Annotated in this window: 24 protein-coding genes and 1 riboswitch; of the genes, 13 read left to right on the forward strand and 11 right to left on the reverse strand. The window is 60.6% G+C overall.

The window, feature by feature from the left end:
• Positions 1 to 180: 180 nt before the first annotated feature.
• On the forward strand, positions 181 to 1,284 hold the full coding sequence (locus tag RLW55_RS03470) for a poly(3-hydroxybutyrate) depolymerase (protein ID WP_423415588.1): 1,104 nt from the start codon (positions 181 to 183) through the stop codon (positions 1,282 to 1,284).
• Between the two features lie 74 nt (positions 1,285 to 1,358).
• Complete coding sequence (locus RLW55_RS03475; protein ID WP_423415589.1) at positions 1,359 to 2,309, forward strand: hypothetical protein; 951 nt, start codon at positions 1,359 to 1,361, stop codon at positions 2,307 to 2,309.
• Here RLW55_RS03475 and RLW55_RS03480 read toward each other — a convergent pair.
• The 4 genes from RLW55_RS03480 to RLW55_RS03495 all read right to left on the reverse strand — a co-directional run bounded on the left by RLW55_RS03480 (position 2,306) and on the right by RLW55_RS03495 (position 7,133).
• Positions 2,306 to 3,286 carry a LysR substrate-binding domain-containing protein gene (locus tag RLW55_RS03480; RefSeq protein WP_423415590.1) on the reverse strand — a complete coding sequence of 327 codons (981 nt, stop codon included), beginning with the start codon at positions 3,284 to 3,286 and terminating at the stop codon, positions 2,306 to 2,308. The genes RLW55_RS03475 and RLW55_RS03480 overlap by 4 nt on opposite strands.
• Positions 3,287 to 3,521: 235 nt before the next feature.
• Positions 3,522 to 3,695 carry a hypothetical protein gene (locus RLW55_RS03485; protein ID WP_423415591.1) on the reverse strand — a complete coding sequence of 58 codons (174 nt, stop codon included), beginning with the start codon at positions 3,693 to 3,695 and terminating at the stop codon, positions 3,522 to 3,524.
• Between the two features lie 2 nt (positions 3,696 to 3,697).
• Positions 3,698 to 4,324: a hypothetical protein gene (locus RLW55_RS03490; protein WP_423415592.1), complete on the reverse strand. Its 627-nt coding sequence runs from the start codon at positions 4,322 to 4,324 to the stop codon at positions 3,698 to 3,700.
• Between the two features lie 142 nt (positions 4,325 to 4,466).
• Positions 4,467 to 7,133 (reverse strand): TIGR02302 family protein, encoded by a 2,667-nt coding sequence (locus tag RLW55_RS03495; protein WP_423415593.1) that lies wholly within the window; start codon positions 7,131 to 7,133, stop codon positions 4,467 to 4,469.
• A gap of 319 nt (positions 7,134 to 7,452) precedes the next feature.
• Between RLW55_RS03495 and RLW55_RS03500 the strand changes: the two genes are divergently transcribed.
• Positions 7,453 to 8,736 carry an EAL domain-containing protein gene (locus RLW55_RS03500; RefSeq protein ID WP_423415594.1) on the forward strand — a complete coding sequence of 428 codons (1,284 nt, stop codon included), beginning with the start codon at positions 7,453 to 7,455 and terminating at the stop codon, positions 8,734 to 8,736.
• A 10-nt stretch (positions 8,737 to 8,746) separates the two neighbouring features.
• Here RLW55_RS03500 and lysA read toward each other — a convergent pair whose 3' ends face one another.
• From lysA to argH, 3 genes are all read right to left on the reverse strand, one after another.
• On the reverse strand, positions 8,747 to 10,024 hold the full coding sequence (lysA, locus tag RLW55_RS03505; RefSeq protein ID WP_423415595.1) for a diaminopimelate decarboxylase: 1,278 nt from the start codon (positions 10,022 to 10,024) through the stop codon (positions 8,747 to 8,749).
• Between the two features lie 79 nt (positions 10,025 to 10,103).
• Positions 10,104 to 10,328 (reverse strand): LPS translocon maturation chaperone LptM, encoded by a 225-nt coding sequence (lptM, locus tag RLW55_RS03510; protein ID WP_423415596.1) that lies wholly within the window; start codon positions 10,326 to 10,328, stop codon positions 10,104 to 10,106.
• Positions 10,329 to 10,388: 60 nt separating this feature from the next.
• Positions 10,389 to 11,798 carry an argininosuccinate lyase gene (gene argH / locus RLW55_RS03515; protein WP_423415597.1) on the reverse strand — a complete coding sequence of 470 codons (1,410 nt, stop codon included), beginning with the start codon at positions 11,796 to 11,798 and terminating at the stop codon, positions 10,389 to 10,391.
• 38 nt (positions 11,799 to 11,836) lie between these two features.
• Here argH and RLW55_RS03520 point away from each other — a divergent pair, with 38 nt between their 5' ends.
• Positions 11,837 to 12,484 carry a TlpA family protein disulfide reductase gene (locus tag RLW55_RS03520; protein ID WP_013945698.1) on the forward strand — a complete coding sequence of 216 codons (648 nt, stop codon included), beginning with the start codon at positions 11,837 to 11,839 and terminating at the stop codon, positions 12,482 to 12,484.
• Between the two features lie 160 nt (positions 12,485 to 12,644).
• Here the strand turns inward: RLW55_RS03520 and RLW55_RS03525 are convergent, their stop codons facing one another.
• Positions 12,645 to 12,899: a hypothetical protein gene (locus tag RLW55_RS03525; protein WP_013945697.1), complete on the reverse strand. Its 255-nt coding sequence runs from the start codon at positions 12,897 to 12,899 to the stop codon at positions 12,645 to 12,647.
• A gap of 263 nt (positions 12,900 to 13,162) precedes the next feature.
• Here RLW55_RS03525 and dapD point away from each other — a divergent pair, with 263 nt between their 5' ends.
• Genes dapD through dapE form a run of 3 tightly spaced genes read left to right on the forward strand, consistent with a single transcriptional unit; the run spans position 13,163 to position 15,932 of the window.
• Complete coding sequence (gene dapD, locus RLW55_RS03530) at positions 13,163 to 14,005, forward strand: 2,3,4,5-tetrahydropyridine-2,6-dicarboxylate N-succinyltransferase (RefSeq protein ID WP_414461481.1); 843 nt, start codon at positions 13,163 to 13,165, stop codon at positions 14,003 to 14,005.
• A 2-nt stretch (positions 14,006 to 14,007) separates the two neighbouring features.
• The gene (locus tag RLW55_RS03535) at positions 14,008 to 14,763 is read left to right on the forward strand and encodes a hypothetical protein (RefSeq protein ID WP_423415598.1); all 756 of its coding nucleotides are present in this window, start codon (positions 14,008 to 14,010) and stop codon (positions 14,761 to 14,763) included.
• Positions 14,760 to 15,932 (forward strand): succinyl-diaminopimelate desuccinylase, encoded by a 1,173-nt coding sequence (dapE, locus tag RLW55_RS03540; RefSeq protein ID WP_409561840.1) that lies wholly within the window; start codon positions 14,760 to 14,762, stop codon positions 15,930 to 15,932. The genes RLW55_RS03535 and dapE overlap by 4 nt, the downstream gene beginning before the upstream one ends.
• Before the next feature lie 390 nt (positions 15,933 to 16,322).
• Here dapE and RLW55_RS03545 read toward each other — a convergent pair whose 3' ends face one another.
• Both RLW55_RS03545 and RLW55_RS03550 read right to left on the reverse strand, forming a co-directional pair.
• On the reverse strand, positions 16,323 to 16,661 hold the full coding sequence (locus RLW55_RS03545) for an HU family DNA-binding protein (protein WP_013945692.1): 339 nt from the start codon (positions 16,659 to 16,661) through the stop codon (positions 16,323 to 16,325).
• 227 nt (positions 16,662 to 16,888) lie between these two features.
• The gene (locus tag RLW55_RS03550) at positions 16,889 to 17,662 is read right to left on the reverse strand and encodes an SDR family NAD(P)-dependent oxidoreductase (protein ID WP_409561839.1); all 774 of its coding nucleotides are present in this window, start codon (positions 17,660 to 17,662) and stop codon (positions 16,889 to 16,891) included.
• A gap of 157 nt (positions 17,663 to 17,819) precedes the next feature.
• Here RLW55_RS03550 and RLW55_RS03555 point away from each other — a divergent pair, with 157 nt between their 5' ends.
• Both RLW55_RS03555 and RLW55_RS03560 read left to right on the forward strand, forming a co-directional pair.
• The gene (locus RLW55_RS03555) at positions 17,820 to 18,146 is read left to right on the forward strand and encodes an ArsR/SmtB family transcription factor (RefSeq protein ID WP_013945689.1); all 327 of its coding nucleotides are present in this window, start codon (positions 17,820 to 17,822) and stop codon (positions 18,144 to 18,146) included.
• A 90-nt stretch (positions 18,147 to 18,236) separates the two neighbouring features.
• The gene (locus RLW55_RS03560) at positions 18,237 to 18,590 is read left to right on the forward strand and encodes a DUF1428 domain-containing protein (RefSeq protein WP_013945688.1); all 354 of its coding nucleotides are present in this window, start codon (positions 18,237 to 18,239) and stop codon (positions 18,588 to 18,590) included.
• Positions 18,591 to 18,680: 90 nt separating this feature from the next.
• Here RLW55_RS03560 and RLW55_RS03565 read toward each other — a convergent pair whose 3' ends face one another.
• A complete protein-coding gene (locus RLW55_RS03565) occupies positions 18,681 to 19,805 on the reverse strand; it encodes a 2'-deoxycytidine 5'-triphosphate deaminase (RefSeq protein ID WP_423415599.1) in 1,125 nt (374 codons plus the stop codon).
• A gap of 138 nt (positions 19,806 to 19,943) precedes the next feature.
• A riboswitch (SAM riboswitch) is annotated at positions 19,944 to 20,022 on the forward strand.
• A 70-nt stretch (positions 20,023 to 20,092) separates the two neighbouring features.
• Here RLW55_RS03565 and metZ point away from each other — a divergent pair.
• The 4 genes from metZ (at position 20,093) to RLW55_RS03585 (ending at position 23,740) form a co-directional block, all read left to right on the forward strand.
• The gene (gene metZ, locus RLW55_RS03570; RefSeq protein ID WP_409561836.1) at positions 20,093 to 21,304 is read left to right on the forward strand and encodes an O-succinylhomoserine sulfhydrylase; all 1,212 of its coding nucleotides are present in this window, start codon (positions 20,093 to 20,095) and stop codon (positions 21,302 to 21,304) included.
• An 8-nt stretch (positions 21,305 to 21,312) separates the two neighbouring features.
• A complete protein-coding gene (gene apaG / locus RLW55_RS03575) occupies positions 21,313 to 21,762 on the forward strand; it encodes a Co2+/Mg2+ efflux protein ApaG (protein ID WP_024275115.1) in 450 nt (149 codons plus the stop codon).
• Positions 21,763 to 21,776: 14 nt separating this feature from the next.
• Positions 21,777 to 22,946 carry an acetylornithine deacetylase gene (argE, locus tag RLW55_RS03580; RefSeq protein ID WP_423415600.1) on the forward strand — a complete coding sequence of 390 codons (1,170 nt, stop codon included), beginning with the start codon at positions 21,777 to 21,779 and terminating at the stop codon, positions 22,944 to 22,946.
• A 224-nt stretch (positions 22,947 to 23,170) separates the two neighbouring features.
• On the forward strand, positions 23,171 to 23,740 hold the full coding sequence (locus tag RLW55_RS03585; RefSeq protein WP_409561834.1) for a histidine kinase: 570 nt from the start codon (positions 23,171 to 23,173) through the stop codon (positions 23,738 to 23,740).
• The last annotated feature ends 6 nt before the right edge of the window (positions 23,741 to 23,746 follow it).

The following is a 23,746-nucleotide window of genomic DNA, read 5'->3' on the forward strand; positions in this document are numbered from 1 at the left end:
GAGGAGAGACGAGCTAAGTCAGAATTCGTGCGTAGATGAGCGACACGCACGAACGCTCGACGTGATGTTTAATGCGAGGCAGGTACCAAAAGTCCCATTTGGAACCGGAACGCCGATGGTGCAGAGTGCGCTGCGTATTCCATTTTTGACGCTTCGCGCATTCTGGATTTCAAACGCCCTATGATGTGTTGCCATTCCTTTTTCCGCAGCTTCGCGCTCGCCTTCACCCTGATCGCAGTCGCCATTGCAAATGGCGGCTGCAACGACGCGCAGCACGATGCGTCGTCGGCGCGGCCGCTGCCCGCACTTGGCGCCAAGGTTGATGAAACATCCGTCTCGGGCATCTCATCGGGCGCCTATATGGCGGGTCAATTCCAGATGGCGCACGCCAAGCGCGTCGTCGGCGCAGCCATCATCGCAGGCGGCCCTTACGGCTGCTCCGAGAGCATCTTTGCCAACACCATGCCAGGCACCGGCACGGCAATCTTGAATCTCAGCAAGGCCGTCAACGGCTGCATGCTGAACCTGCTCGGCATCTGGGGCGTCTCCGATCCCGAAGACCTCGCGAAGAAAGCCGAAGAACGCGCCGCCAAAGGCGAGATCGATCCGATCGCAGACGTCGTCCGCGACCGCATCTATCTCTTCACCGGCACGTCCGATCGCACCGTCGCCCCCGCGATCGTCAGGCACGCGGCGGAATTCTACGAAAAGCTCGGCGTGCCGAAAGCCAACATCGACCTTGTCTCCGATCTGCCTGCGGGTCACGCATTCGTCACCGACGATGAAGGCAGCGCCTGCAGCGTTTCCGGCGAACCCTACGTCGTCAACTGCGGTTATGATCAGGCTGGCGCGCTGTTGAAATTCATCTACGGCGATCTCCAGCCCCGCGCGACGACGCTCTCCGGCAACTTCTTTGACTTCGATCAGCGTCCATTCGTAAGTGACGACAACAGCGCCGAGCTTGCGGAAACCGGCGTCGTCTACGTGCCGAAGTCCTGCACCGAGACGCCCGGCTGCCGCGTCCACATCGCCTTTCACGGCTGCGCCCAGAATCGCGAGGCGGTCGGCGACACGTTCGTCAAAGAATCGGGCTTTGCGCGATGGGCCGACACCAACCGCTTCATCGTGCTTTTTCCACAGGTGGCGGATTCGGCCGCCAACCCCCAAGGCTGTTGGGATTGGTGGGGTTATACCGGGCCGCAGTATTTAACTCGTGACGCGCCGCAGATTGCCGCAGTGAATCGTATGCTAGATGCCTTGCAAGCGCCCGGCGGAGGCGCATAAAGCCTACCAGCAACAAACGTCGGGCAACCAATAAGACCGGCGCATCAGGGGCACGGCAAACGGGGGGATTTTCAATGCTCGCACGCGAACGCCTTTTGGCACCCTTGTGGCCAGCACCCGGATCGGTTCGCCGGCCTTCGACATCCACAATCGTCCGAGCCATAGAGCTGACGGCAGCCGCCGCAGCGATGGGACTGCTCGTGATGGCAGCAGCGCTCCCGAACGATTCCGACACGCGTGCCGCCGCGACCAACCCGCCGGTCTCGACCGCCCAGCATCCCGGCCGCGAAAGCGACTTCGGCGCCTACCTCGGCGCGCCCTATCACTATCCGAGCGATTTTCATTACGTGAGACCCGGCAACTCTGATCTGACGATCAAGAAGATCGACTGGTTCACACTGCCGTTCGAAAACCCGCTTTACTACGGCGTGCGCATCCAGCGCTGGTTCAGCGGCCGCTTCGGCACGATGCTTGACTTCACGCACTCGAAAGTCCACGCGCCGTTCGACGACCAGCAGTTCGACATGGAAGGCACCTTTGACGGCAAGCCGGTGCCGCCAAAAGGGCGCGTTGGCGATTACTTCAAGAAACTTGAATGGACGCACGGCCACAACATGCTGACGCTCAACGGCCTGATGCGTCTGCCGTCGCTCGGCATCTTCTCGCCCTACTTCGGCGCGGGCGCAGGTCTGTCGTTCCCGCATTCGGAAATCTATCCGAAGAACGCACCATCGCGGACCTACGAATACCAGTACACCGGTCCCGTCGCCCAGGCGCTGTTCGGCATCGAGCTGCGGCTCAAGACCGGCTCGGTCTTCATCGAATACAAATTCACGAGCGCCGATTATTGGGGACCGCTAACGGGCCGCGACGGCACCTGGTTCCCGATCGACATGTGGCGCCAGTTCTCGCGCTGGTGGTCGGGCGAGCCGACGAAAGACGGCTGGGCGGGCGCCAAACTGACGAGCCATCAGGTGATCGGTGGTTTCCTCACGCGCTTCGTGCCGAAACCGGCAACGCCCTAAGACACGCGAACGCTGCGGGACCGGGGAGCAGCTTTGGCTTTTCCGGTCTTACGGCTTTTGATTGAAGTTGCTGTCTGCATTGATTTGAGGGCCGCCTGGAACGTCTTGAGTTCGGCGGCAAGCCAAGTTTCGAATGCCATCGCCGCATCCGAAATCTTCGCACCGGATCGGCGCACGAGATAATAGCCAAACCGCGTCGCCCTGATATCGAGCGGCCGAACAAGCCGGCCGGCGATGAGCGCATCACCCGCCTGGATTTGATCGGCGAGCGCCAAACCTTGCCCGGCTTCGGCTGCAGCAATGATGAGGTCGCCATTAAGTGTCGGCCCGGACGGCGTTACCTCGTCCGCGACGCCTGCCGCCGAAAGCCACGCGTCCCAGCATTCCTTCGCCGTCTCCTGAATGAGAAGACTGCCGTCCAGATCGGAGGCGACAAACAATGGATTATCGCGCAAGAATTGAGGACTGCAGACCAGCGTCAGTTCAGAGAGCGCGAGTGGCTTGCTTTCGAGTCCTTCCCAGGCCCCGCCGCCCCAGCGGATGCCGAGGTCGACGTCCTCTTTGGAGAAATTGACGAGACGGGGCGTTGCATCAAGAACGATGTCGATATTCGGGTTCTGCGCCGTAAAGGCACCGAGCCGCGGCACCAACCAGAGCGCGGCGAAAGCCGGATCGGATGTGACCATCAAACGCTTGCGTCGCCGCGACGGCCGCGCGAACTGACTGACCGCCGAAGCAAGAAGATCGAACCCTTTTGTAAGTTCGAGCGCCAGCGACCGGCCGACTTCCGTCAGCTCCACGCCGCGTCCCGTGCGTTCGAACAGTGGCGTGCGAAATTCCGCTTCGAGCGCGCGCACGTGACGGCTGATCGCAGCGTGCGTGACGTTGAGTTCGGAAGCCGCACGCGAAAAGCTCGACAGCCGCGCCGCGGCCTCGAACGCTTTGAGCGCATTCAGCGGTGGTAATCGTCGAGCCATGGCTGATGTAACAAAAACTTACACGTTATGTAAAGTAACGCCGTTTGTCCTGCGCGCGGAGGAAGCGCACCGTTCTCTCAGTGAATTCAAGAACGGAGGACGCAATGATGCGCGTGATCGAACACCTGATCGCAACTATCGAAGCGCTGATTTATCCCGACCGCCGCCCCTTCGATGACGAACCGCGATCCTGACAGAACGGAGTCGGCGTGTGATGCCTTTCGTCAACCCTGCTCTATGCGGGCACAGCGTTGTCCGTCGTCCCCTTCTTCTGCGGCTCGGCCGCTGTCGTAGGAGCCGCTGCTCCGCTGGTCTCATCGGTGTAATCGGGATAGAGCTTTTTCGTGAGAATTGCATAAGCGGCTTTAGCGTCGGTGACACCTTGATCAACGTCCGCTGCTCCGTTCATCGTTAGTACGCTGACAGCTTGCTCCATCGCATCAAGCTTAGCGCCGTCTTTATCGGGCTGAACTTCATCGGCTGCGGCGGCCGCATCATAATCGGCCTGCTTTTGCGCGATCTCTCCTTTAAAGATCTCGGCGGCCATGTTCGAACGGACGCAATGGTCACCGGAGGCGGCGGGATATCGCCATACCGGGAAGGAGTAACGGAAAACGAAAACTCTTCCTCAGGAAAGAGTTTGCGATGCGCATTGATGACGTCGCGCAATGCGAGTTGCCTAGCGGCGTCCACCGATATCCTTTTGTGATCCTCATTCAGCGCTTTGGCGGTCTCCTCCTTGACCTTATCGCTGAACTCCTTTTGCAGGTCATGATCGGAAAAGACATCCATCAAGCTTTGCCAAACATCATCCGAGCTGGCGCTGAACCCTCCGCCGGCAAGAAATGCGAAGACTTCCTTATTCTGGGGCTGAGGTGCAAGGGACGCACCTAACGCGGCCTTCGCGGCCAACGCCACGCTGGATTTGATGTACGTTGACTTGTCATTGGAGGAAGACGGCGAGTCTGGCTTGCCCTGCAAAAGTTGCAGTGCCACTACGCGGGTGTTGTAGCTGGACGTGGGACCGATCGCTGTCACGGCAACCCTCCACCGAATCGCGAGGCATAGGACATTTGGCATAGACCGCGTTAACGCTCGCTTAATCACACGCGAGCGGCCCGCCAATCGTTCTTGCTGCACAAACGCCTCGCCTCACGAAGCGCCGACGCGGAGAAAGCCGCTAAAACCGCTTCAGCAGCCGGTCGATGTATTCGAGTTCATCCTCGGGACGCGTATTCTGACCGGCGCGCTTGCGCAGCTCTTCGAGGATCTCACGCGCCCGCTGGGCGTCGATCGCATCCGGCACCTTCACCGAATTGCCGAAGTCCGGACCTTGCGCCCGCTGCGGCCGTCCAAACGGATCGCGCGGTGAGGAACCGCCTCGGCCCAGCCGCTGCTGCGCATTCTTCTGCATCTGCTCAGCCATCTGCTGCGCGCTCTGGCGCATCTGGTCGAGCGCTTGGCCTTGCTGGTTCGCGGCTTCGTCGAGATCGCCCTGCTTCAGGGCATCCTGAGCCTTGCCCATCGCATCCTGCGCATTGCCAAGCTTGTCGGGATCGCCGGCGCCCATCTGCTCAAGATCCTTCTTGAGCTGATCGAGTTCGTTGCGCAGTTGCGCCTGCCGGTCCTGCAAGCTGCCCTTGCCGCGCCGCTGTTGCTGCCCGCCAGACTGTCCCTGCTGGCCCTGCGGACCTTGCCCCTGGTCGGCGCCGCCTTCTTGATCGCCCTGCATGCCGTTGTCGCCGCGCTGCTGGCCCTGGCCCTGCTTGCCCTTGGAGCCGGTCCGCGGCTGACCGTCCTGACCTTGCTGGTCTTCCTGCGAGCCGCCCTGCCCTTCCTGGCGGCGACGCTCGCTGAACGTATCGTCCATCAGCTGCTGCTGCTTGCCGGTGAGATCGCTCAGCTGATTGAGCTTCTTCATCATCTGCTCGGCGCGCTGTTGCTGCGCGCGTGCTTCCGGCGTGTTGGCCGCCTGCAGGCGATCCATCAGCTCGCGCAGCTCTGAGAGCATCCGCTCGGCATCTTCGCGTGACCCTTCCCGCGCGCTCTTTTCAAGATCCTTCATCATCTGATCGAGATCTTGCTGGCCGAGTTGCTGGCTCTGATCGTCTGGCGGATTGCCTTGAGACGGATTGTCCTTTTCCGCCTGCTTCTGCATCTCGTTGAGATAGTCGTTGAGCCGCTTTCGCAGCTCCGCCATCGCGTCTTGAATTTCCTTGTCGTCGCCTTTCTCGATGGCATCCGACAAACGATCCTGAGCGTCCTTCAACGCCCGCTCGGCCTGCGAAAGATCGCCGTCTTCGATCTTCAGCGCGATCTGCCAAAGCTCCGAGACCGACGAATTGATCGCCTCGCGCGAGTCCTCGCGGTCGAGCCGATGAAAGACCGACCGAAGCCCCAGATAGACGCCGTTGTCGGTAATGAATCCTTCAGGCTCCATCGTCAGCGCATCGAGCGCACGCACGACCATCGGCCGGTTGCGCGAATCGTCCATGAGTTTGCCGCGCTGCTCCACAACGGCGCGCGCCAGCGGATTTTTGAAACGGCGCGACGGCAGCACGACTTCGATCGTCTTGCTGCGCCCGATTTGACCGCCGACATCCGTCGCTTCCAGCCACAGCTTGACGCGTTGCCCTGCAAGCGGGTTCTCAGCCACGTCGAGCAGCGTCGACGTATCGACCGTCTTGGCGCCCGGACGAGGAATGCGCAGGCTCAGCACCGGCGGCCGTTCGAGCGGCAGTCGCGGCCCGGTGAGCGCGGGCGGCTGCGCCCACGCCTTCGACGGATCGACGGGCTTGGGCGGAATTTTCTGCACCTTCACTTCGGCACTTTGAATGCCGTAATCGTCGTCCGCCTTGTAGGTCACGCGCATCGAGCCACGCGGAGTGCCGCTAATCGGCTTCGTCATTGCGATCTTCGGCGGCGCATCGACGATGACGTCGAACGTCCACAACCCAAGCTCTTGTGACCCCGCAAGCGCCCGCACCCGCGCCGACTTGCGGATCTCGTAACGAACCTCGGCGACATTGGCCATGTCGCTGTTCTTCGGTGCGTCGGCCTTCGGCTTCTCGGGCTTGACGGTCAGCGGCTCGGTCGCGCCATCCGCGAGGACTTCGAGCGAGACGCCTTTGGAATCGAAGCCGACGCCTCTCAGCGTCAGCAGGCTATGATCGGGCACCTCGAAAAACTTGCCCTGCTCCGGTGTTTGCTCATCGGCCTGCTTCGAACCATCAGCCAGCAACACCGGCGGTAAGCCGGTGTAGGGCGGCGGAGTGACCCAGGCATCGAGACGCGCAGGCGGACCATGCTCGTTCGTGCCGAAGCGGAACGCAGCCGCAAGCCGGTCTCCGAGGCTGCCGGTCGCCATCACCGCGACGGGGATCAGTAGCAGCAGCAATAGCCCGCGGACGGCCCACGGATCGAACCGATCCGTGCGCGGCGCAGGATTACCGACCTTCAGCCGCTGAATGGCTTTCGCCAGCCGCTGCCGGTGTGCCTGCCACAGCGCCGAGGTGTTGGCGTTTTCGGCACCCGAGGTCAGCGTATCTTCGTAAGAGGTCGCGGGCCGATGCGGCACGCCCGAACGGCGCTCGATGCGCCGGATCGCTTCATCGCGCGTCGGCCACGGAATGCGCACCGCGTAGATCACCGCGGCGACTGCAGCGACTGCGAAAGCGCCCAGCAAAATCTTATGCGGCAGAGGATCGAGGTTCGGCCACAACCCCAGGAACGACAGCATCGCGAACAGCATCGCAATGCCGAACACAAGCCATAGGCGCGGCCAAAGGCGTTCAAAGAACAACGCCAGCGCGCTGAGACGAACTTTACGCGCGAAAGAACGCGACATTTCGGGACCGGGGTCCCTGCTTTGGGGCTCTGGCATTAACTCAAGCTATCACGAGGACCAGTCTTGGCACGTTAACAAAATGCAACTTGAACGTCCGATAGCAGGTTCTGCCTTTCCAGCTCGGCATCTTTCGCCAAATCCTCCACGCCACATCTTCGCACAGCGCAGCTCCACCGATGGTTGCGCGAAGCGTGTCAATACGCCTCCCTAAAAATGTGCGACAATCAGCAACCATAGATTGACGGCTTTTTTAAAGTGCGTATCCAGATTTCAGTCAGACGCTCACTGATGTTCAGCTGCCGGATCAATAGGAGCTATTGTGCTCATTCAATTCATTAGCAAAGCAGGGACGGCCGTTCGCTCGTGCCTAACCACTGCGATCGAGAATGAGCATATTTGGCCTGCGTTTCAACCGATAGTCGACATCCGGTCCGGCCACTTACGGGGGTTCGAGGTCCTTGCCCGTTGGACGGATCCGCTGGCTGGCGAGATTAGCCCCGTCGACTTCATCCCAGTACTGGAACAGCGCGATCTGATTGACCGTCTGTTTAACCATCTTGTGCGGACCGCGTGTCCTGTCGCCGCGACATGGCCTGGTCAGTTCTTCCTGGCCTTCAACATTTCACCGAAACAGTTGATTGGCGAAGCGTTGCCGCTGGAGCTTTCGGAAACCGTTCGCGCCACCGGCTTTCCCCTAGAGCGCTTCCAAATCGAAATCACGGAAAGTTCGCTCATCTCCGACGTGGAAGGAGCCTACGCGCGCTTGCGCGAGCTCGACGACATGGGGATCAAAGTTGCACTCGATGATTTCGGCACCGGGTATTCAAGCCTCGCGCGGCTTGAGGCCTTCCCTTTTCGCAAGTTGAAGATAGACGCTTGCTTCGTCCGAGCATTAGACCGGGACAGCAGCAAACGTCGCATCGCAGCGGCCATTATTGGGCTCGGCCAGAGTCTCGGCATCACCGTCGTGGCGGAAGGGGTCGAAACTCGCCAAGAGGAAGCGGTATTGCGAGACTTGGGCTGCGACCTCGGACAGGGGTGGCTCTACGGCAAACCGCAGACGAAAGACGAAGCGAGACGTACGCTCGAAATGGTTGGCACTGTCGAACACACGGCCCCGCCACTCGACGTTTCGCCGTTTCAGCAATTGCACCAACTCGCCACACTCTACAAGCAAGCACCCGTCGGATTGTGTTTCCTCGACCTGAACCATCGGCATGTGCGCGTAAACGACAGGTTCGCAAGCATCCATAACATGACGGGCAGCGAGCTTGAGGGGAAAACCATCTCGGACGTCATGAGCGGACCGACCTTGGCAACGGTGAAACGCATCCTCAATCAGTCTCTTCTCAGCGACGAACCGATCACAGAAAATTACGTCCACGGCGACAGGCACCTTCGCGTGATATGCACGAGGGTTGTCGATCTCACCGGCGAGGTTATCGGCTTTTCCGGCGTTTCCCTCGACACCGAAGCGCCTTTGGAGAGCTGCCAACGCGTGCTGGAAGGCGCAGTCGCGTTTAGAAAACATCCGCCCGTGCTTCGAAGGTGCCCAGGCTGCAGCTCGGGCTCGCAATCCCAATTCAATGTTGGGACTAGCTGATCGCCAGCCTTTACCGGTCGGTCGAGAGCCAAGGCGGCAGGTGATCCGCGCCGATCAGATCGTCATAGCTCGGGCGAGGCCGGACGACCGCATACTTGTCGCCATCAACCAGCACTTCCGGAATGAGCAAGCGGCTGTTGTAGGTCGACGACATCACCGCGCCATAGGCCCCCGCGGTCATCACAGAAATCAGGTCGCCGGTCTCGAAAGGGGGCAGCGCGCGGTCTTCGGCGAGATAATCGCCTGTCTCGCATACCGGCCCGACGATATCCTGCTGGATGGGCGCAAGTTCGCTGCGGGCTTCGGCGACTGGCCAGATATCGTGATAAGCCTCGTAGAGTGTCGGGCGGATCAGATCGTTCATCGCCGCATCGACGATCGTGAACGTCTTGTCGGTACCTTCCTTGACGTAGCTGACTTTCGTCACGAGCACGCCGGCGTTGCCGACAATCATGCGCCCCGGCTCCATCACGATCTTGAGGCCGAGCGGCCCAAGCGTCTCCTTGACGACAGCCGCGTATTCGTCGGGCGTCGGCGGAATGTCGTTGGCGCCGCGATAAGGCACGCCGAGGCCGCCGCCAATATCGAGATGCTCCAGGCCCAAGCCATCGCCCTTGAGATCGCGCGCCAGATCGGCCATCAGCCGGAACGCATCGCGGAACGGCGCAAGATTGGTGATCTGGCTGCCGATGTGCATATGAATGCCGGAAATCTTGATGCCCGGAAGCTTCGCCGCCTCGGCATAAAGCCGTCGCGCATCGGCATAGGGCACGCCGAATTTGTTCTCGGCCTTGCCCGTCGAAATCTTCGCATGCGTCTTGGCATCGACGTCCGGATTGACGCGAATGGCGATCGACGCCGTCCGGCCCATCGCCGTCGCAACCTCGCTCAGCGCCTTGAGTTCCGGCTCGCTCTCGACGTTGAAACCGAGAATGCCTTCTTCCAGCGCATAGGCCATCTCGCCCCGCGTCTTTCCGACGCCCGCGAAAATGATCTTCGACGCCGGAACGCCCGCGGCGCGTGCGCGACGAAGCTCGCCTTCCGACACGACGTCCATGCCCGCACCGAGCCGTGCCATCGTCTTCAGCACGGCCTGGTTGGAATTGGCTTTGACCGCAAAACAGATCAGCGCGTTCTGCCCTTTGAACGCTTTCGACAAAACTTCGTAATGGCGCACCAGCGTCGCCGTCGAATAGCAGTAGAAGGGCGTGCCAACCTCGTCGGCGATGCGTGCGAGGCTCACATCCTCCGCGTGAAGGAGGCCGGACTTGTATTGAAAATGATGCATGGAAGCGCTTCTAGCGGATGAGAAACGTCCGCTTCACCGGAAAATGCAGGAAAGGTCAAGACGGCCCTAAAAAACGCGCCTATCGCAGTAGCGGATCGAGGATGAAGTTTTCGTGCGGTTTCGGGGGCGCGTCCGAATTCTTGCCAGGGTCGGCGGCATCCGCCGATTTGGCCTCGCCCGCAGCCTTCGCGCCCGGCGGCGGCTCCAGCGGTCCTTTGACGCCGCAGCCGGCCAAACCCGCAGCCACGGCACCAAGCAGCACCATGGTCCCCCAGGTCCTCATGCAGCGCAAAAGCGCAGCCATGCCCAAATTCACTCCAAAACCCCTCAGCCCGCAAAGCCTGCGGGCAACCCTTCCTGGTACTTAGCCCTTCTGCCGGGCCTTTTCCAACCGCCGAAGCCACTGGCGCGCCATTTTGGCGACGTTCTGTGGCGCGGTTCCCCCATAACTGGTCCGGCTTTTCACCGAGTTTTCCACAGACAGCACCGAGAATACGGCTTTTGTGATGCGCGGCTCGACCTTTTGCATCTCTTCGAGCGAAAGCTGTTCGAGATCAACGCCTTTGGTCTCAGCCGCCTTGACGATCGAGCCGGTGACGTGGTGCGCGTCCCGGAACGGCATCTTGAGTTCACGAACAAGCCAATCGGCAAGATCGGTAGCCGTCGAATAGCCGCGACCGGCAGCCGCCCGCATGGCCTCTGCGTTTGGTTCGAGGTCAGAGATCATGCCCGCCATCGCCGCCATGACGAGACGCAGGCTCGACAGCGCGTCGAACGTCGTCTCCTTGTCTTCCTGCATGTCCTTCGAATAGGCGAGCGGCAGCCCCTTCATCACGATGACGAGGCCCTGGAACGCCGAAGCGATGCGCCCAACCTTGGCGCGCGCCAGCTCGGCCGCATCCGGATTGCGCTTCTGCGGCATGATCGACGAGCCCGTCGTGAAGCGGTCGGAAAGCTTCACGAAGCCGAACTGCGGCGTCATCCAGATCACGAATTCTTCTGCAAGCCGCGAGAAATGCACCGCTGTAATGGTGGCGGCCGCCAGCGTCTCCATCGCGAAATCGCGGTCCGACACGCCGTCGAGCGAGTTGGCCATCGGCCGGTCGAAGCCCAGCGACTCGGCTGTCATTTCACGGTCGATGGGGAATGACGTTCCCGCCAGCGCCGCAGACCCAAGCGGACTTTCATTGAGGCGTTTGCGCGCATCGGCAAAGCGGCCGCGATCGCGCGCGATCATTTCGACGTAGGCCAGAAGATGATGACCGAACGTCACAGGCTGCGCGGGTTGCAGATGCGTGAAGCCGGGCATGACGGTCGCCGCATGCGCTTCCGCCTTCTCCGCCAGCGCCTGCTGGACCGCGGCAAGCGCCACGTCGATGCCGTCAATCGCATCGCGCACAAAGAGCCGGAAATCGGTCGCAACCTGGTCGTTGCGCGAGCGCGCCGTATGCAACCGCCCCGCCGCTGCGCCGATGAGATCCTTAAGACGGCTCTCGACGTTCATGTGCACGTCTTCGAGCGCACGCGAAAACGTGAACGTCCCGGCATCGATCTCCGCCTTGATCTTGTCCAGACCCTTTGCAATCTCGCGCGCGTCGGCCTTCGTGATGATGCCCGCTTCCGCTAGCATCTCCGCATGCGCCTTCGAGCCGCGAATGTCTTGCGGGGCAAGCGCCTTGTCGAAGCCGATCGAGGCATTTATCTCCTGCATGATCTCCGCGGGAGACATTGCAAAACGGCCACCCCACATGGCATTGGCGGGCTTGTCGGTCACGAACGGCTCCGTATCAGAGAAACGAACAAGGTTAGCAGATGGCAGCGAACAGCAAGGCACGGCCGCAGAAAGCACTTTGGATCGTGGCGCTGTCGGCGCTTGCCGGGTTCGGCGCCGTATACGTCATCGGGGGCTGGTTCGACAACAAAGCGACGGAGATTTCTAGTGCCGCAGCCCAAGATTCATCCGCTCCGGCCGTCGGTGCGTCGGGCAACTCGTCCTTCAAGCTCGGCGAGATGGCGGCATTTGTGACGAAGAAGCCGCCCGAAGCGCTCCCCGACATCACCTTCGAGGACGCCGCCGGGAAGGAAGTTCACCTGTCGAGCTTCAAGGGCAAGACGATCCTGTTGAACCTCTGGGCAACGTGGTGCGGGCCTTGCCGCGAAGAAATGCCCGCGCTGAACAAGCTGCAAAAGGAAATGGGCAGCGACAAATTCGAGGTCGTGACGCTCAGCCTCGACCGCGGCGGCTACGAAGCCTCCCGCAAATTCCTCGACGAGCTGAAAGCCACCGACGTGCACCTCTACGCCGATCCGACGGCGAAACAGGGCATGGCCCTGAAGCTGATCGGCATGCCGACGACGATCCTGATCAACAAAGACGGCTTGGAAGTCGGTCGCCTAGCGGGCTCGGCGAAATGGGATTCCGCGGACGCCAAGAAGCTCATCGAAACCGCGATCAATTAAGCCCGCACAGCTCGGGTTCATCCCACCGCTCTTGCAAACAGCGGCCTTACCGAAAGCAATTGTCATCCTCGGCTTTATGCCGAGGATTCATGTTCCCGCCCGGGCAATTGCTCAATCAATCCTCGGGACAAGCCCGAGGACGACGCCAGTTCCTTGAAGATTACTTCTTCTTCGCCGCCTTGACCTTCTGCGTCAGGGCCGAAGCCGCCGCCGACTTTGCTTCCTTGCTGGCCGTCTTGCTCTTCAAGATTTTAGCTGCCGAGGAAGCCACCTTGGCGCTGGTCGTTTCCGTGCTGCCCTTCTGCGTCAGCGCCGAAGCCGCAACCGCCTTTTCCGCCTTCGTCGCCGTCTTGCTCTTCAAAACCTTCGAGGCAGCCGACGCGACTTTCTTGCTCGTGCTTTCCGATTTCGCCATGGACATCGCTTCCTTGTTGCAGCGGCCGCAGAGGCGCGGTCCGACGAGGGCGAACCATGCCAGATTCGATATGCGGGCGGAATCACACCGAAGCCCGAACGCAACCGATTTTCAGCACCTTTCGCACGGATGCTCCGTGAGCGGCCTCTCGGGTCAGCCAGGAATAGACAAGCCGAGGGTCAGGCAGAAATTGACACCCCACGTCCAAGAGGCGACAAGGCGCGTCGCGAATGACGATAGCCAGCCCTTGGAGAAGACTTCCCATGACGAACGATGCGCTGAAATCCACCATTGAAGCGGCATGGGAGGCCCGTGACGGCATTTCGTTCGACACAAAAGGCGAAGTCCGCGACGCCGTCGAAACGGCTCTGACCCTGCTGGATAACGGCCAGGCCCGCGTCGCCGAGAAGGTGAACGGCGCATGGACCGTCAACCAGTGGCTGAAAAAGGCCGTTCTTTTGTCCTTCCGCCTCAATGACATGGAAATGATCTCGGGCGGCCCGGCCGGCAGCTTCTTCTGGGACAAGGTGCCGCCGAAGTTCGCGGGCTGGACCGAAGCTGATTTCCGCAAGGGCGGTTTCCGCGTCCTGCCCGGCGCCGTCGTCCGCCGCTCGGCCTACATCGCGCCGGGCGCGGTCGTGCTGCCCGCCTTTATCAATCTCGGCGCCTACGTCGATAGCGGCACCATGGTCGACACCTGGGCGACGGTCGGAAGCTGCGCGCAGATCGGTAAGAACTGCCACATTTCAGGCGGCGCCGGCATCGGCGGTGTTCTGGAACCGCTCCAGGCCGGTCCGGTCGTGATCGAAGACAATTGCTTCATCGGCGCCCGCGCTGAGGTGGCCGAAGGCGTCGAAGTCGGCGAAGGCTCCGTGCTGTCGATGGGCGTCTACCTCGGCGCTTCGACGACGATCATCGACCGCGCCACGGGTGAAAAATTCTTCGGCAAGGTGCCGCCCTATTCCGTCGTCGTCTCGGGAACGATGCCGGGCAAGCCGCTGCCCAACGGCGCGCCGGGCCCGAACCTCTACTGTGCCGTCATCGTCAAGCGCGTCGATGCTAAGACCCGCTCGAAGACCAGCATCAACGAACTCTTGCGGGATTGATCGTGACGCCACGCAGCTATCGAGCCCTCGACCCCGCGAAAATCGTGGAAACGCTCGAAAGGCTCGAGCTGCGCATCTCGTCTCGATTTCCCGGATCGGGCCTGTCGCGGGTTTGCGACAGCCTGATCGACGTTGCAAAACAAACATCGCAACGCATCGAATACGTCTCGCGCCCGAACTGGGTGCTGCGCCTGCTTTTGATTGTCATGATCGGCGCAGCGCTGGCGATGTTGCTTTACTTCACATCGCAGATTTCTGCCCTCAAAGGCACCGACGAACTGTCAGAAGCGGTGCAGGGTCTGGACGCCCTGTTTAATCTCGTTGTGCTCTTGGGCGGCGGCGCCTTCTTCGTCTCGACGCTCGAAACCCGCTGGAAGCGCACCCGAGCCTTGAGTGCACTGCACGAGCTTCGCTCCATCGTGCACGTCATCGACATGCACCAATTGACCAAAGACCCGAGCGCCATGGGCGCAGTACGAACAGAACCCTCGCCCGTCCGCAACCTGACGCCCATCGAACTTGTGCGCTATCTAGACTATTGTTCCGAGATGCTGTCGCTGACCGCGAAATGCTCCGCTCTCTATGCCGAACGGCTGAGTGACTCCGTCATCGTCGATACGGTAGGCGATCTGGAACGGCTGACATCGGAACTGTCGAATAAGATTTGGCAAAAAATTACGATCATCGAAACGCTCTACGGCCGCGACGTACCATTGCCATCGATTGAACAGACCTCTAGAAATCCCGGCTTATCATGACCCTCGTTCCGACAGATCCCGTAGCACTCGCGCAGGCTCTCATTCGCTGCGAAAGCGTCACGCCCGACGAAGCCGGCGCTTTGACGCTGCTGCAAAACGTGCTGGAGCCGGCCGGTTTCACGTGCCACCGTCTCGTGTTCTCGGAACCCGGCACGCCCGACGTCGATAACCTCTATGCGCGCCTGGGTACCGGCAGACCGCATCTTTCGTTTGCGGGCCATACCGACGTTGTCCCCGTCGGCAACGAAGCGGCCTGGACGGTCCCCCCATTCGCCGGAGAAGTGCGCGACGGTATTCTCTACGGCCGCGGCGCCGTCGATATGAAAGGCTGCGTGGCAGCGTTTCTCGCCGCGGCCATGAAGTACATCCATCACTATAACGGCCTGCCGCGCGGCTCGCTCTCGTTCATCATCACGGGCGACGAAGAAGGCCCGTCGATCAACGGCACGATGAAAATTCTCGACTGGCTGAAAGCACGTGACGAAGTCGTCGATGCCTGCCTCGTCGGCGAACCGTCAAACCCGAAAGCTTTAGGCGATGAAATCCGCATCGGTCGGCGCGGCTCGCTGACGATCGATCTCATCGTGCACGGCAAGCAGGGCCACTCGGCCTATCCGCAGCTCGCGGACAATCCGGTGCCGAAGCTCGCGCGCATCATCGACCGGCTGTCGACCACGAAACTCGACGACGGCACCGAAAACTTCCAACCGTCGAACTTGCAGGTGACGGTCATCTCCGTGCCAAACACGGCGACGAACGTCATCCCCGGCCGCGCGGTGGCGCGCGCGAATATTCGCTATAACGACGCCTGGACGCGCCCCAAGATCGAAGACTGGGTCAGCAAGACGGTCGCCGCCGCAGCAAAAGAAGTCGACGCCAAATACGATCTTGAATTTTCCGGTACCGGCGACGTCTTCCTGACGAAGCCCGGTCCGCTCGTTTCCACACTGAAAGACGCGGTCAAATCCGTCACCGGCCGGACGCCCGCGCTGACGACCGGCGGCGGCACGTCGGATGCGCGCTTCATCAAAGATATTTGCCCCGTGGTCGAGTTCGGCCTCGTCAACGCCACGATCCATCAGGTCGACGAGCATACAAGCATCTCTGATCTAGAGACCCTGACGACGATCTACGAACGCTTCATTACAAATTATTTCCGCAACGGTTGAAGCTTTCTCTGCGCCCACGGCTCCCCTGCGGGGGGGCTGGTTGTGTGAAACACTTCCCAACGTCATCCCGGCGCAGGCCGGGATCCAGTCAACTCGCAACGCTGGCCATTTTGAAACTTTTGTGGGTGCCGACCTTCGTCGGCATGACGGTGGTACACAGCGCGAAATGCGCGTCGCCACTGAACGCAGCACTACCTGACCGTGCCCGCGCCAACAAAACTTCCGTTTCGGGCGGCCGGCGCGGAACGCGTGTCGCTCGACCGCCGTCGACTGTTTCAACATGCCCGCGCCGGCGGCCGGCTCCGCGAAGCGGAGTCGTCAGCGCCAAACAAAAAAGGCCGCCGTGGCTCCGGCGGCCTTTTCGAATTTCAACCCCGCTGATGCCGAGTCTTAGATCGACTCTTTCAGCTCTTTCGCGGCGCGGAAAGCGATCTTCTTCGAAGCCTTGATCTTGATAGCTTCGCCCGTTGCCGGGTTGCGGCCCATACGTGCCGGGCGCTTGCGAACCTGGAGAACACCGAGGCCACCGATACGGATGCGCGCGCCCTTCTTGAGGTTCTTCGCGATCTGAGCAACGAGATCTTCGAGCAGCGCAACCGACTGCTTCTTCGGAATCTCATGCGTTTCCGCGAGCGTCGCGGCCATGTGCTTCAACGTGACGGTATCGATCTTAGCCTTAGCCGGCGCTTTGGCTGGTGCTTTCTTTGCTGGCGCTGCTGCCTTTGCCATTGTCATCCCTCTTGATGCGAATGCGAATCGCTTTCAGTTCGAACACTACATCGACAAAGTCCAAAAACACGCTGTTTTAGGGCCTTTTTCGAATGAGGTCGGCGAAAAGAGCAGCATTTGTTGCCCGAAAGCAAGCGCGACATAGCGCTTGGACGCAAAAAAAACGCCAAAATGCGGGATTTTGGCGTCTGAAGGGATGAACGACAGGGGAAAGTAGGGACGAAAGATCAGAAGGTCAGCACGCTTCCGCCGGTTACATCGACCGTCTGACCGGTGATCCAACGCGACTTCGGACTGGCCAGAAAGGCGACGACATCGGCGACGTCTTCGGGCTGACCGATACGTTTCAGTGCCTGCTTCCCGATTGCAAATGCCTGCCCCTCGGGATTGCTGACAAAGTCGGCGGCCATATCCGTATTGATGACGCCCGGCGCCACGGTATTGACGGTAATGCCTCGCGGTCCGAGTTCCACCGCCAAGGATTTCGCCAGATTGTCGAGAGGAGCTTTGAGCATCGAATAGGCTGCAACCGCCGGAAGCGGCGTGCGGACGACACCGGAAGATGTCGAGATGATGCGCCCGTTGTCTTTGAGACGTTTGACCGCTTCTTGCGTGATAAAGAACAGAGATTTGACGTTGACGTTGTAGATCTCATCGAAAACGTCTTCGGTCGTCTCGTTGAAACCGACGAACGGCGCAATGCCCGCATTGTTGACGAGGATATCGAACCTGGTGTCGCCCGTGCGCTGCTTCAACTCCTGATCGACGCCGGCGAACAACGCCTGCGCTGCGCCCTTCTTCGTCAGATCGGCACCGACTGCGAAGGCATCCCCGCCGCTGGCCTTGATCTTTGCGACGACTTCATCGGCCCCAGCTTTGCTTTTTCCATAATGGACGGCAACCAGCGCGCCTTCGGCCGCGAGCGTTTCGGCAATGCTGCGCCCAATGCCACGGCTGGCGCCAGTGACGACTGCGATCTTTCCGGCAAGAGATTTGGACATGTTCTTCTCGCGTTTTTTCTCAAACGATCTGTCCTTCTAAGGTTGGCCGGCCCATTCGACTGGCGCCCCGGACGATGCAGGAGATAATGCCCTTATGCGGTAGTTCAAGATCTCCGAACTATTGAAATCTCACATTCTCGTGGTTATCTTTTTGATTATGCAGAGGCCCTTTGTTCATCCCGCAGTTGAAGACGTGACGCTTGAGAGCGTGCTCTATGCGCTCGCCGATCCGACACGCCTCGAAATCGTGAAAACGCTGGCGACCGGCGGTTGTGCCATGAACTGTTCCAAGGCCGCGCCGGCCGATTTGCCGAAATCGACGCAGTCGCATCATTTCCAGGTGCTGCGCGAAGCGGGCCTGATCCGCTCCGAGCGTCGCGGCACCGAAGTCGTCAATTCGCTGCGTTGCGCAGAACTCGACAAGCGTTTTCCGGGCGTTATCGCCTCGATCCTCAAAGCCAGCGAGAAATCAAAGAAGCGCTAAAACGGCCCGTCGTCTGACAGCAACTCTTTGGCGGACGCGCGGCGATACCTATCTCCAGAGCGGACATTACGGTCCGCTAGGGAGAGAAAGATGAGCTACGTCGACGGTTTTGTCGTGCCGGTCCCATTCGAGCGATTGAAAGACTATCGCAAACTGTCGAAACGAGCCGGCAAGGTTTGGCGCGAGCACGGCGCGCTCGCCTACGTCGAATGCGTCGGCGATGACGTCCCGCCCGGCAAGCACACGTCGTTTACGAAGGCCGTCAAACTGAAGGACGGCGAGGTCGTCGTCTTTTCCTGGATCGTCTTCAATTCGCGCGCGCACCGCGACGCCGTGAACAAGAAGGTGATGAGCGATCCGCGCTTCGCCACCCTGATGAAAGTCACACCCTTCGACGGCAAACGCCTGATCTACGGCGGCTTCAAACCGATCATCGAGATGTAAGCGCTTTCGCCGACGCATCCGCGTCAACAAAGAACCTGCGATTGGCGGCCGGCTTGGCAAAGCCAAGTCGCCAATCGCAATCAACGAATCCTACTTAAAATGCTTCGAGAGCTTTAGGCCTTGGCCTTGATAGTTCGACTTGAGGCCCTGCCCGTAGAGCGTCGCGGGCGTCTCGATCATGCGCTCGTAGATCAGCCTGCCAATGATCTGCCCGTCTTCAAGAATGAACGGCACCTTGTGCGAACGTACTTCCAGCACGACGCGTGATCCGTTGCCGCCCGCCGCGGCATGCCCGAAGCCTGGGTCCATGAAACCCGCATAATGCACACGAAACTCGCCGACGAGCGGGTTGAACGGCACCATCTCGGCCGCGTGTGTCGGCGGCACATGCACAGCTTCTTTCGATGCCAGAATATAGAACTGATCTGGATCAAGGATCAGCCGGTGCTTATCCTTGACGTGGATCGGATCCCAATAGTCTTCGATCGGATAAGCGCCGACGCGATCGACATCGACGACACCCGTGTGCCGCCGCGCGCGAAACCCAACCAAACCGTCTCCGTGACCTGAAAGATCGACGGTCAGCGCGATGCCGCCTGCAATATCCGCGTCCTGCGCCGAAACCAATCGTTCCTTGGCGTGAAGCTCGCGCAGTACCTCGTCGCTGTCGGCGGCGGGCCCGTTGCGAAAGCGGATCTGAGACAGCCGCGATCCCTTACGCACCACGATGGGAAACGTCTGCGGACAGATCTCGGCATAAAGCGGCCCGTGATACCCGCGCGGAATCTGATCGAACGCGCCGACGCCGTCGGCAATCACGCGAGTAAAAACATCAAGTCTTCCGGTCGAACTTTTGGGATTTGCCGAGGCCTCGATGTCGGCGGGCAACGCCAGCGTTTCGAGCAGCGGCACGATATAGACGCAGCCCGTTTCGAGAACCGCACCCTGACTGAGGCTAATCGTGTGCAACGCCAATTCGTCGAGCTTGCCCTGCACCTTGCCGCCCGGACGCGGCAGAAAACTCGCACGCACGCGATAGGCAACCGCACCCAGCCGAAGATCGAGGCTCGCGGGCTGCACTTGACCTTCGGCAGGCGGCTCCGCCAGCACGACTTCGCCGTCTGCAATCATGTGCGAAATCGCCTGCGACGGCAGAATGCCGACCACGCGCTCCCGCCGTTTTTGCACTGCCGTAGATTTTTCTGCTTTGGTCATTCGTTTCGGCTCAGCCCCTTCGCACCCCGTCTAGAGCAGCCGCAAGTCTTCGCCAAGGGCAGCAATCTTCACCATACACGCTTTGCAGGCCCCTCAAGGCCACCTCTTGACGCAACCAGCCACGAGAGGTAAGCCCGACCCCGATTTCGTGGTCCTTTGGCCGGCCGGCTTGCAGCCACGTTAAATAAATCGCTAAAGAGGCCGTGCGCGCACCCGGTTTCCCGCGCCCGGCTTTTATCAGCCGGCAGCTCGGAACCGGGATTTTTATTGCGCGAAAGGCCAAGCCCATGGCGAATGACGAGAAGTTCCCGAACAACAATCCGGCCTGGAGGCCTGAGACGGCGCTCGTGCATGCGGGCATCACCCGCTCGCACTGGGGCGAGACGTCCGAAGGCCTGTTTCTGACGCAGGGCTTCGTCTACGACAGCGCCGAGCAGGCCGAGGCCCGCTTCAAGCAGGAAGATCCAGGCTATCAATACACGCGCTTCGGCAATCCGACGATTTCGATGTTCGAAGATCGCCTGAAGATCTTCGAAGGCGCCGAGGAATGCCGCGCCACCGCGACCGGCATGGCCGCCGTCACCGCCGCGATCCTGTCTTACGTCAAAACCGGCGATCACATCGTCGCCGCCCGCGCGCTGTTCGGATCGTGCCGTTACATCGTCGAAACACTGTGTCCGCGTTTCGGCATCGAGGCGACGCTGATCGACGGCAAGGACCTCGACGCGTGGAAGGCAGCCATTCGCCCGAATACCAAGATGTTCTTCTTCGAGACGCCGTCGAACCCGACGCTCGAACTCGTCGATATCGCCGGCGTCTGCAAAATCGCCCGCGACAACGGCATCTTCACGATCGTGGACAATGTTTTTGCAACCCCGATGCTGCAACGGCCGTTGGCGCTCGGCGCCGATATCGTCGTCTACTCCACGACGAAGCACATCGACGGCCAGGGCCGCTGCCTCGGCGGCGCCGTGCTCGGCAAGACCGACTTTGTCGGCAAGTATGTCCAGGAATGGTTGCGCCAGACCGGCCCATCGATGAGCCCGTTCAACGCCTGGGTCATGCTGAAAGGCCTTGAAACACTGCCGATCCGCGTGAAAGCCCAATGCGAAACGGCAGCCAAGATCGCCGACGTACTGACCGGCCTCAAAGGCGTGACGCGTGTGATTTACCCTGGCCGCGCCGACCATCCGCAGGCGGCGCTTGCAGCCAAGCAGATGCCGGGCGGCGGCCAGATGGTCGCCTTCGAGGTCGAAGGCGGTAAAGCCGGTGCATTCCGGTGCCTTAACGCGCTACGCATCATCCGCATTTCCAACAATCTCGGCGACGCCAAGAGCCTCGTTACGCATCCGGCCACAACGACGCATTTCCGCCTGACGCCCGACCAGCGCTCGGAACTCGGCATTAGTGATGGTATGATCCGTCTTTCGATCGGACTTGAAGCCGCTGAAGATTTGGCGGACGATCTCGCAAATGCGATGAAGACGATGACGGGGTGACGGGAGCCATGAGTAAAAGTACGCCGACAACGCCGACAAAACGGCAGGCCGCTGACGACTTTCACGCCTACGAATCGACGACGCGCGGCATTCGCATCCGCGTCGAGCCGAAGTACATGGAAGAGCAGTCCTCTCCCGAGGACAGCCATTTCGTCTGGTCCTACGCCGTCGAAATCTCCAATGACGGCAACGAGACCGTGCAGCTTCGCTCGCGCATGTGGCGGATCACCGACGCGCACGGCCGCACCGAGGAAGTGCGCGGCGCCGGCGTCGTCGGCCAGACGCCGGTCATCGAACCAGGCAAGGCATTTCACTACACGTCGGGCTGCCCGCTCAAGACGCCGCAAGGTATCATGGTCGGCAGCTATCAGATGACAGACGAGGCTGGCCAGCTTTTCGAAGTGGCCATTCCGGCGTTCTCGCTCGATAGCCCCTATACCCGACGCAGCATGAACTGACCGGCCATCAGCCGATGAGCGCAGCAAAAGGCAAAAGCTTCACACCCGTCGAATTGCTCGCGCGCCTCGTGGCCTTCGATACGACGAGTTCGAAGAACAATCTCGGGCTGATCGCTTTCGTCGAAGATTATCTAGCAGGCCACGGCGTCGCCTCGCGTCGCATCGTCAGCGACGACGGACAGAAATCATCGCTCTACGCGACCATCGGACCGGACGACGAAGGCGGCGTTGCGCTGTCGGGCCACACCGACGTCGTGCCGGTCGATGGCCAGACTTGGACCAGCAATCCGTTCACACTGCGATCCGAAGGCGGCAAGCTCTACGGCCGCGGCTCCGCCGATATGAAGGGCTTTATCGCTTCCGCACTTGCCGCCGTTCCGAGCTACAAGGCGCGCAAGCTCAAAAAGCCGATCCACTTGGCATTTTCTTACGATGAAGAAATCGGTTGCATCGGCGTCCGCCCGATGATCGCCGAACTCGGCAAGGATCTTCCCAAACCCCGTATGGTCATCGTCGGCGAACCGACGAGCATGCAGGTTGTCGATGCGCACAAAGGGCCGGTGCGCTGGCAGGTCGACGTCAAAGGCCGCGCTGCGCATTCGAGCATGGCGCATCTCGGCGTCAATGCCGTCACCTACGCCACGCGCCTCATCGGCGAGCTCGAGCGCATGGAGCAAGAGCTGAAGCAGCGCGTGATCGACATCCGCTTTGAGCCGCCTTATTCGACGCTTCAAGTCACCAAGATCGACGGCGGCACCGCAACGAATATCGTGCCGGTCGGTTGCACGTTCGTTTTCGATATTCGCGCACTGCCGGGCCTCGATCCGGACGAGATCGAAACGCGCCTGCGCCGTTTCGCGGAAAAGCGCTGTCTTCCCGAAATGCACGAAATCGCACCGGAAGCCGACATCCGTATTGAACGCGTCAATGCCGTTCCCCCGTTCGGCGCCGAGCGAAAATCCGAGGTCGTCGCGCTCGCGTTGAAGCTCACCGGACAAAACGAAACCTACGGCGTCTCCTACGGCACCGAGGCCGGTCTCTTTCAGGAGGCAGGCGCTCCCGCCGTCGTCTGCGGCCCGGGCGACATCGCGCAGGCCCACACCGCCGACGAGTGGATTGCCGAAAGCCAGATTGCGAAATGCATGGATTTTCTCGACCGCCTCGGCGACTGGGCCGAGACGTGATCGCCCTCAAACCGTGCTTTTTCGCTCCAATTGAGGCATAAACCGAAAAGTACAAGCGTCTTCAAAGACTTAAGATCCGCCAAGATGTGTGGCACACATGCGACAGCTCATGCGACAAGTTGAGCGAACACACGACTTTTTTCCGCTAGCGCCGTGCTTCCGACCCACTGTTCGGCGTACCAATCAGCCAAGCCGCCGAGCATTGCAATTTAAGAGACGCGCCCATGTCGAAACGCATCTACCTGCTCACCGCATCCGCGTGCGCGATTTCAGCGGCGATCGCCCTGGGCGGCTGTTCCACGGCCTCGCTCCCGAGTGTCGGCTCGATCAACCCGTTCGGCAGCGGCAACACGATTTCCGAAGTCGACCGCGCTTATCTTCAGGCGGCCGGAAGCTGGGACCAGAATCACGATAGCGTTGTCACCTGTGACGAGTGGAAGTCCTACGCCGAGGATCTGTTCAACGGCGCCGACGCCAACCACGACGATTTTCTCGACGTCACCGAATGGCAGAACCTGACGAACGTCGACAAGATGTTCGTGACGGCCGACCTCAAATACTTCGACGCCAACGGCGACGGCAAAGTCTCGCGCCAGGAATTCGTTGACAAGCCGAACCCGGCTTTCGTCCTGATGGACAAGTCCGGAACCTGCAAGCTCGACGCCAACCAGATCGCCAGCGCCCGTTCGAAGACCGAGTACGACCTGTCTGGAACGAAGCCGCAAAACAGCGACCCGCGTGAACAGGGCGGCCAGGTCGGTCAGGCAGCAAACGGCGCTCTTCCGGGACAATAACGCCAG

The organism is Hyphomicrobium sp. B1, from assembly GCF_049532635.1.
Taxonomy (GTDB): Bacteria; Pseudomonadota; Alphaproteobacteria; order Rhizobiales; family Hyphomicrobiaceae; genus Hyphomicrobium_B.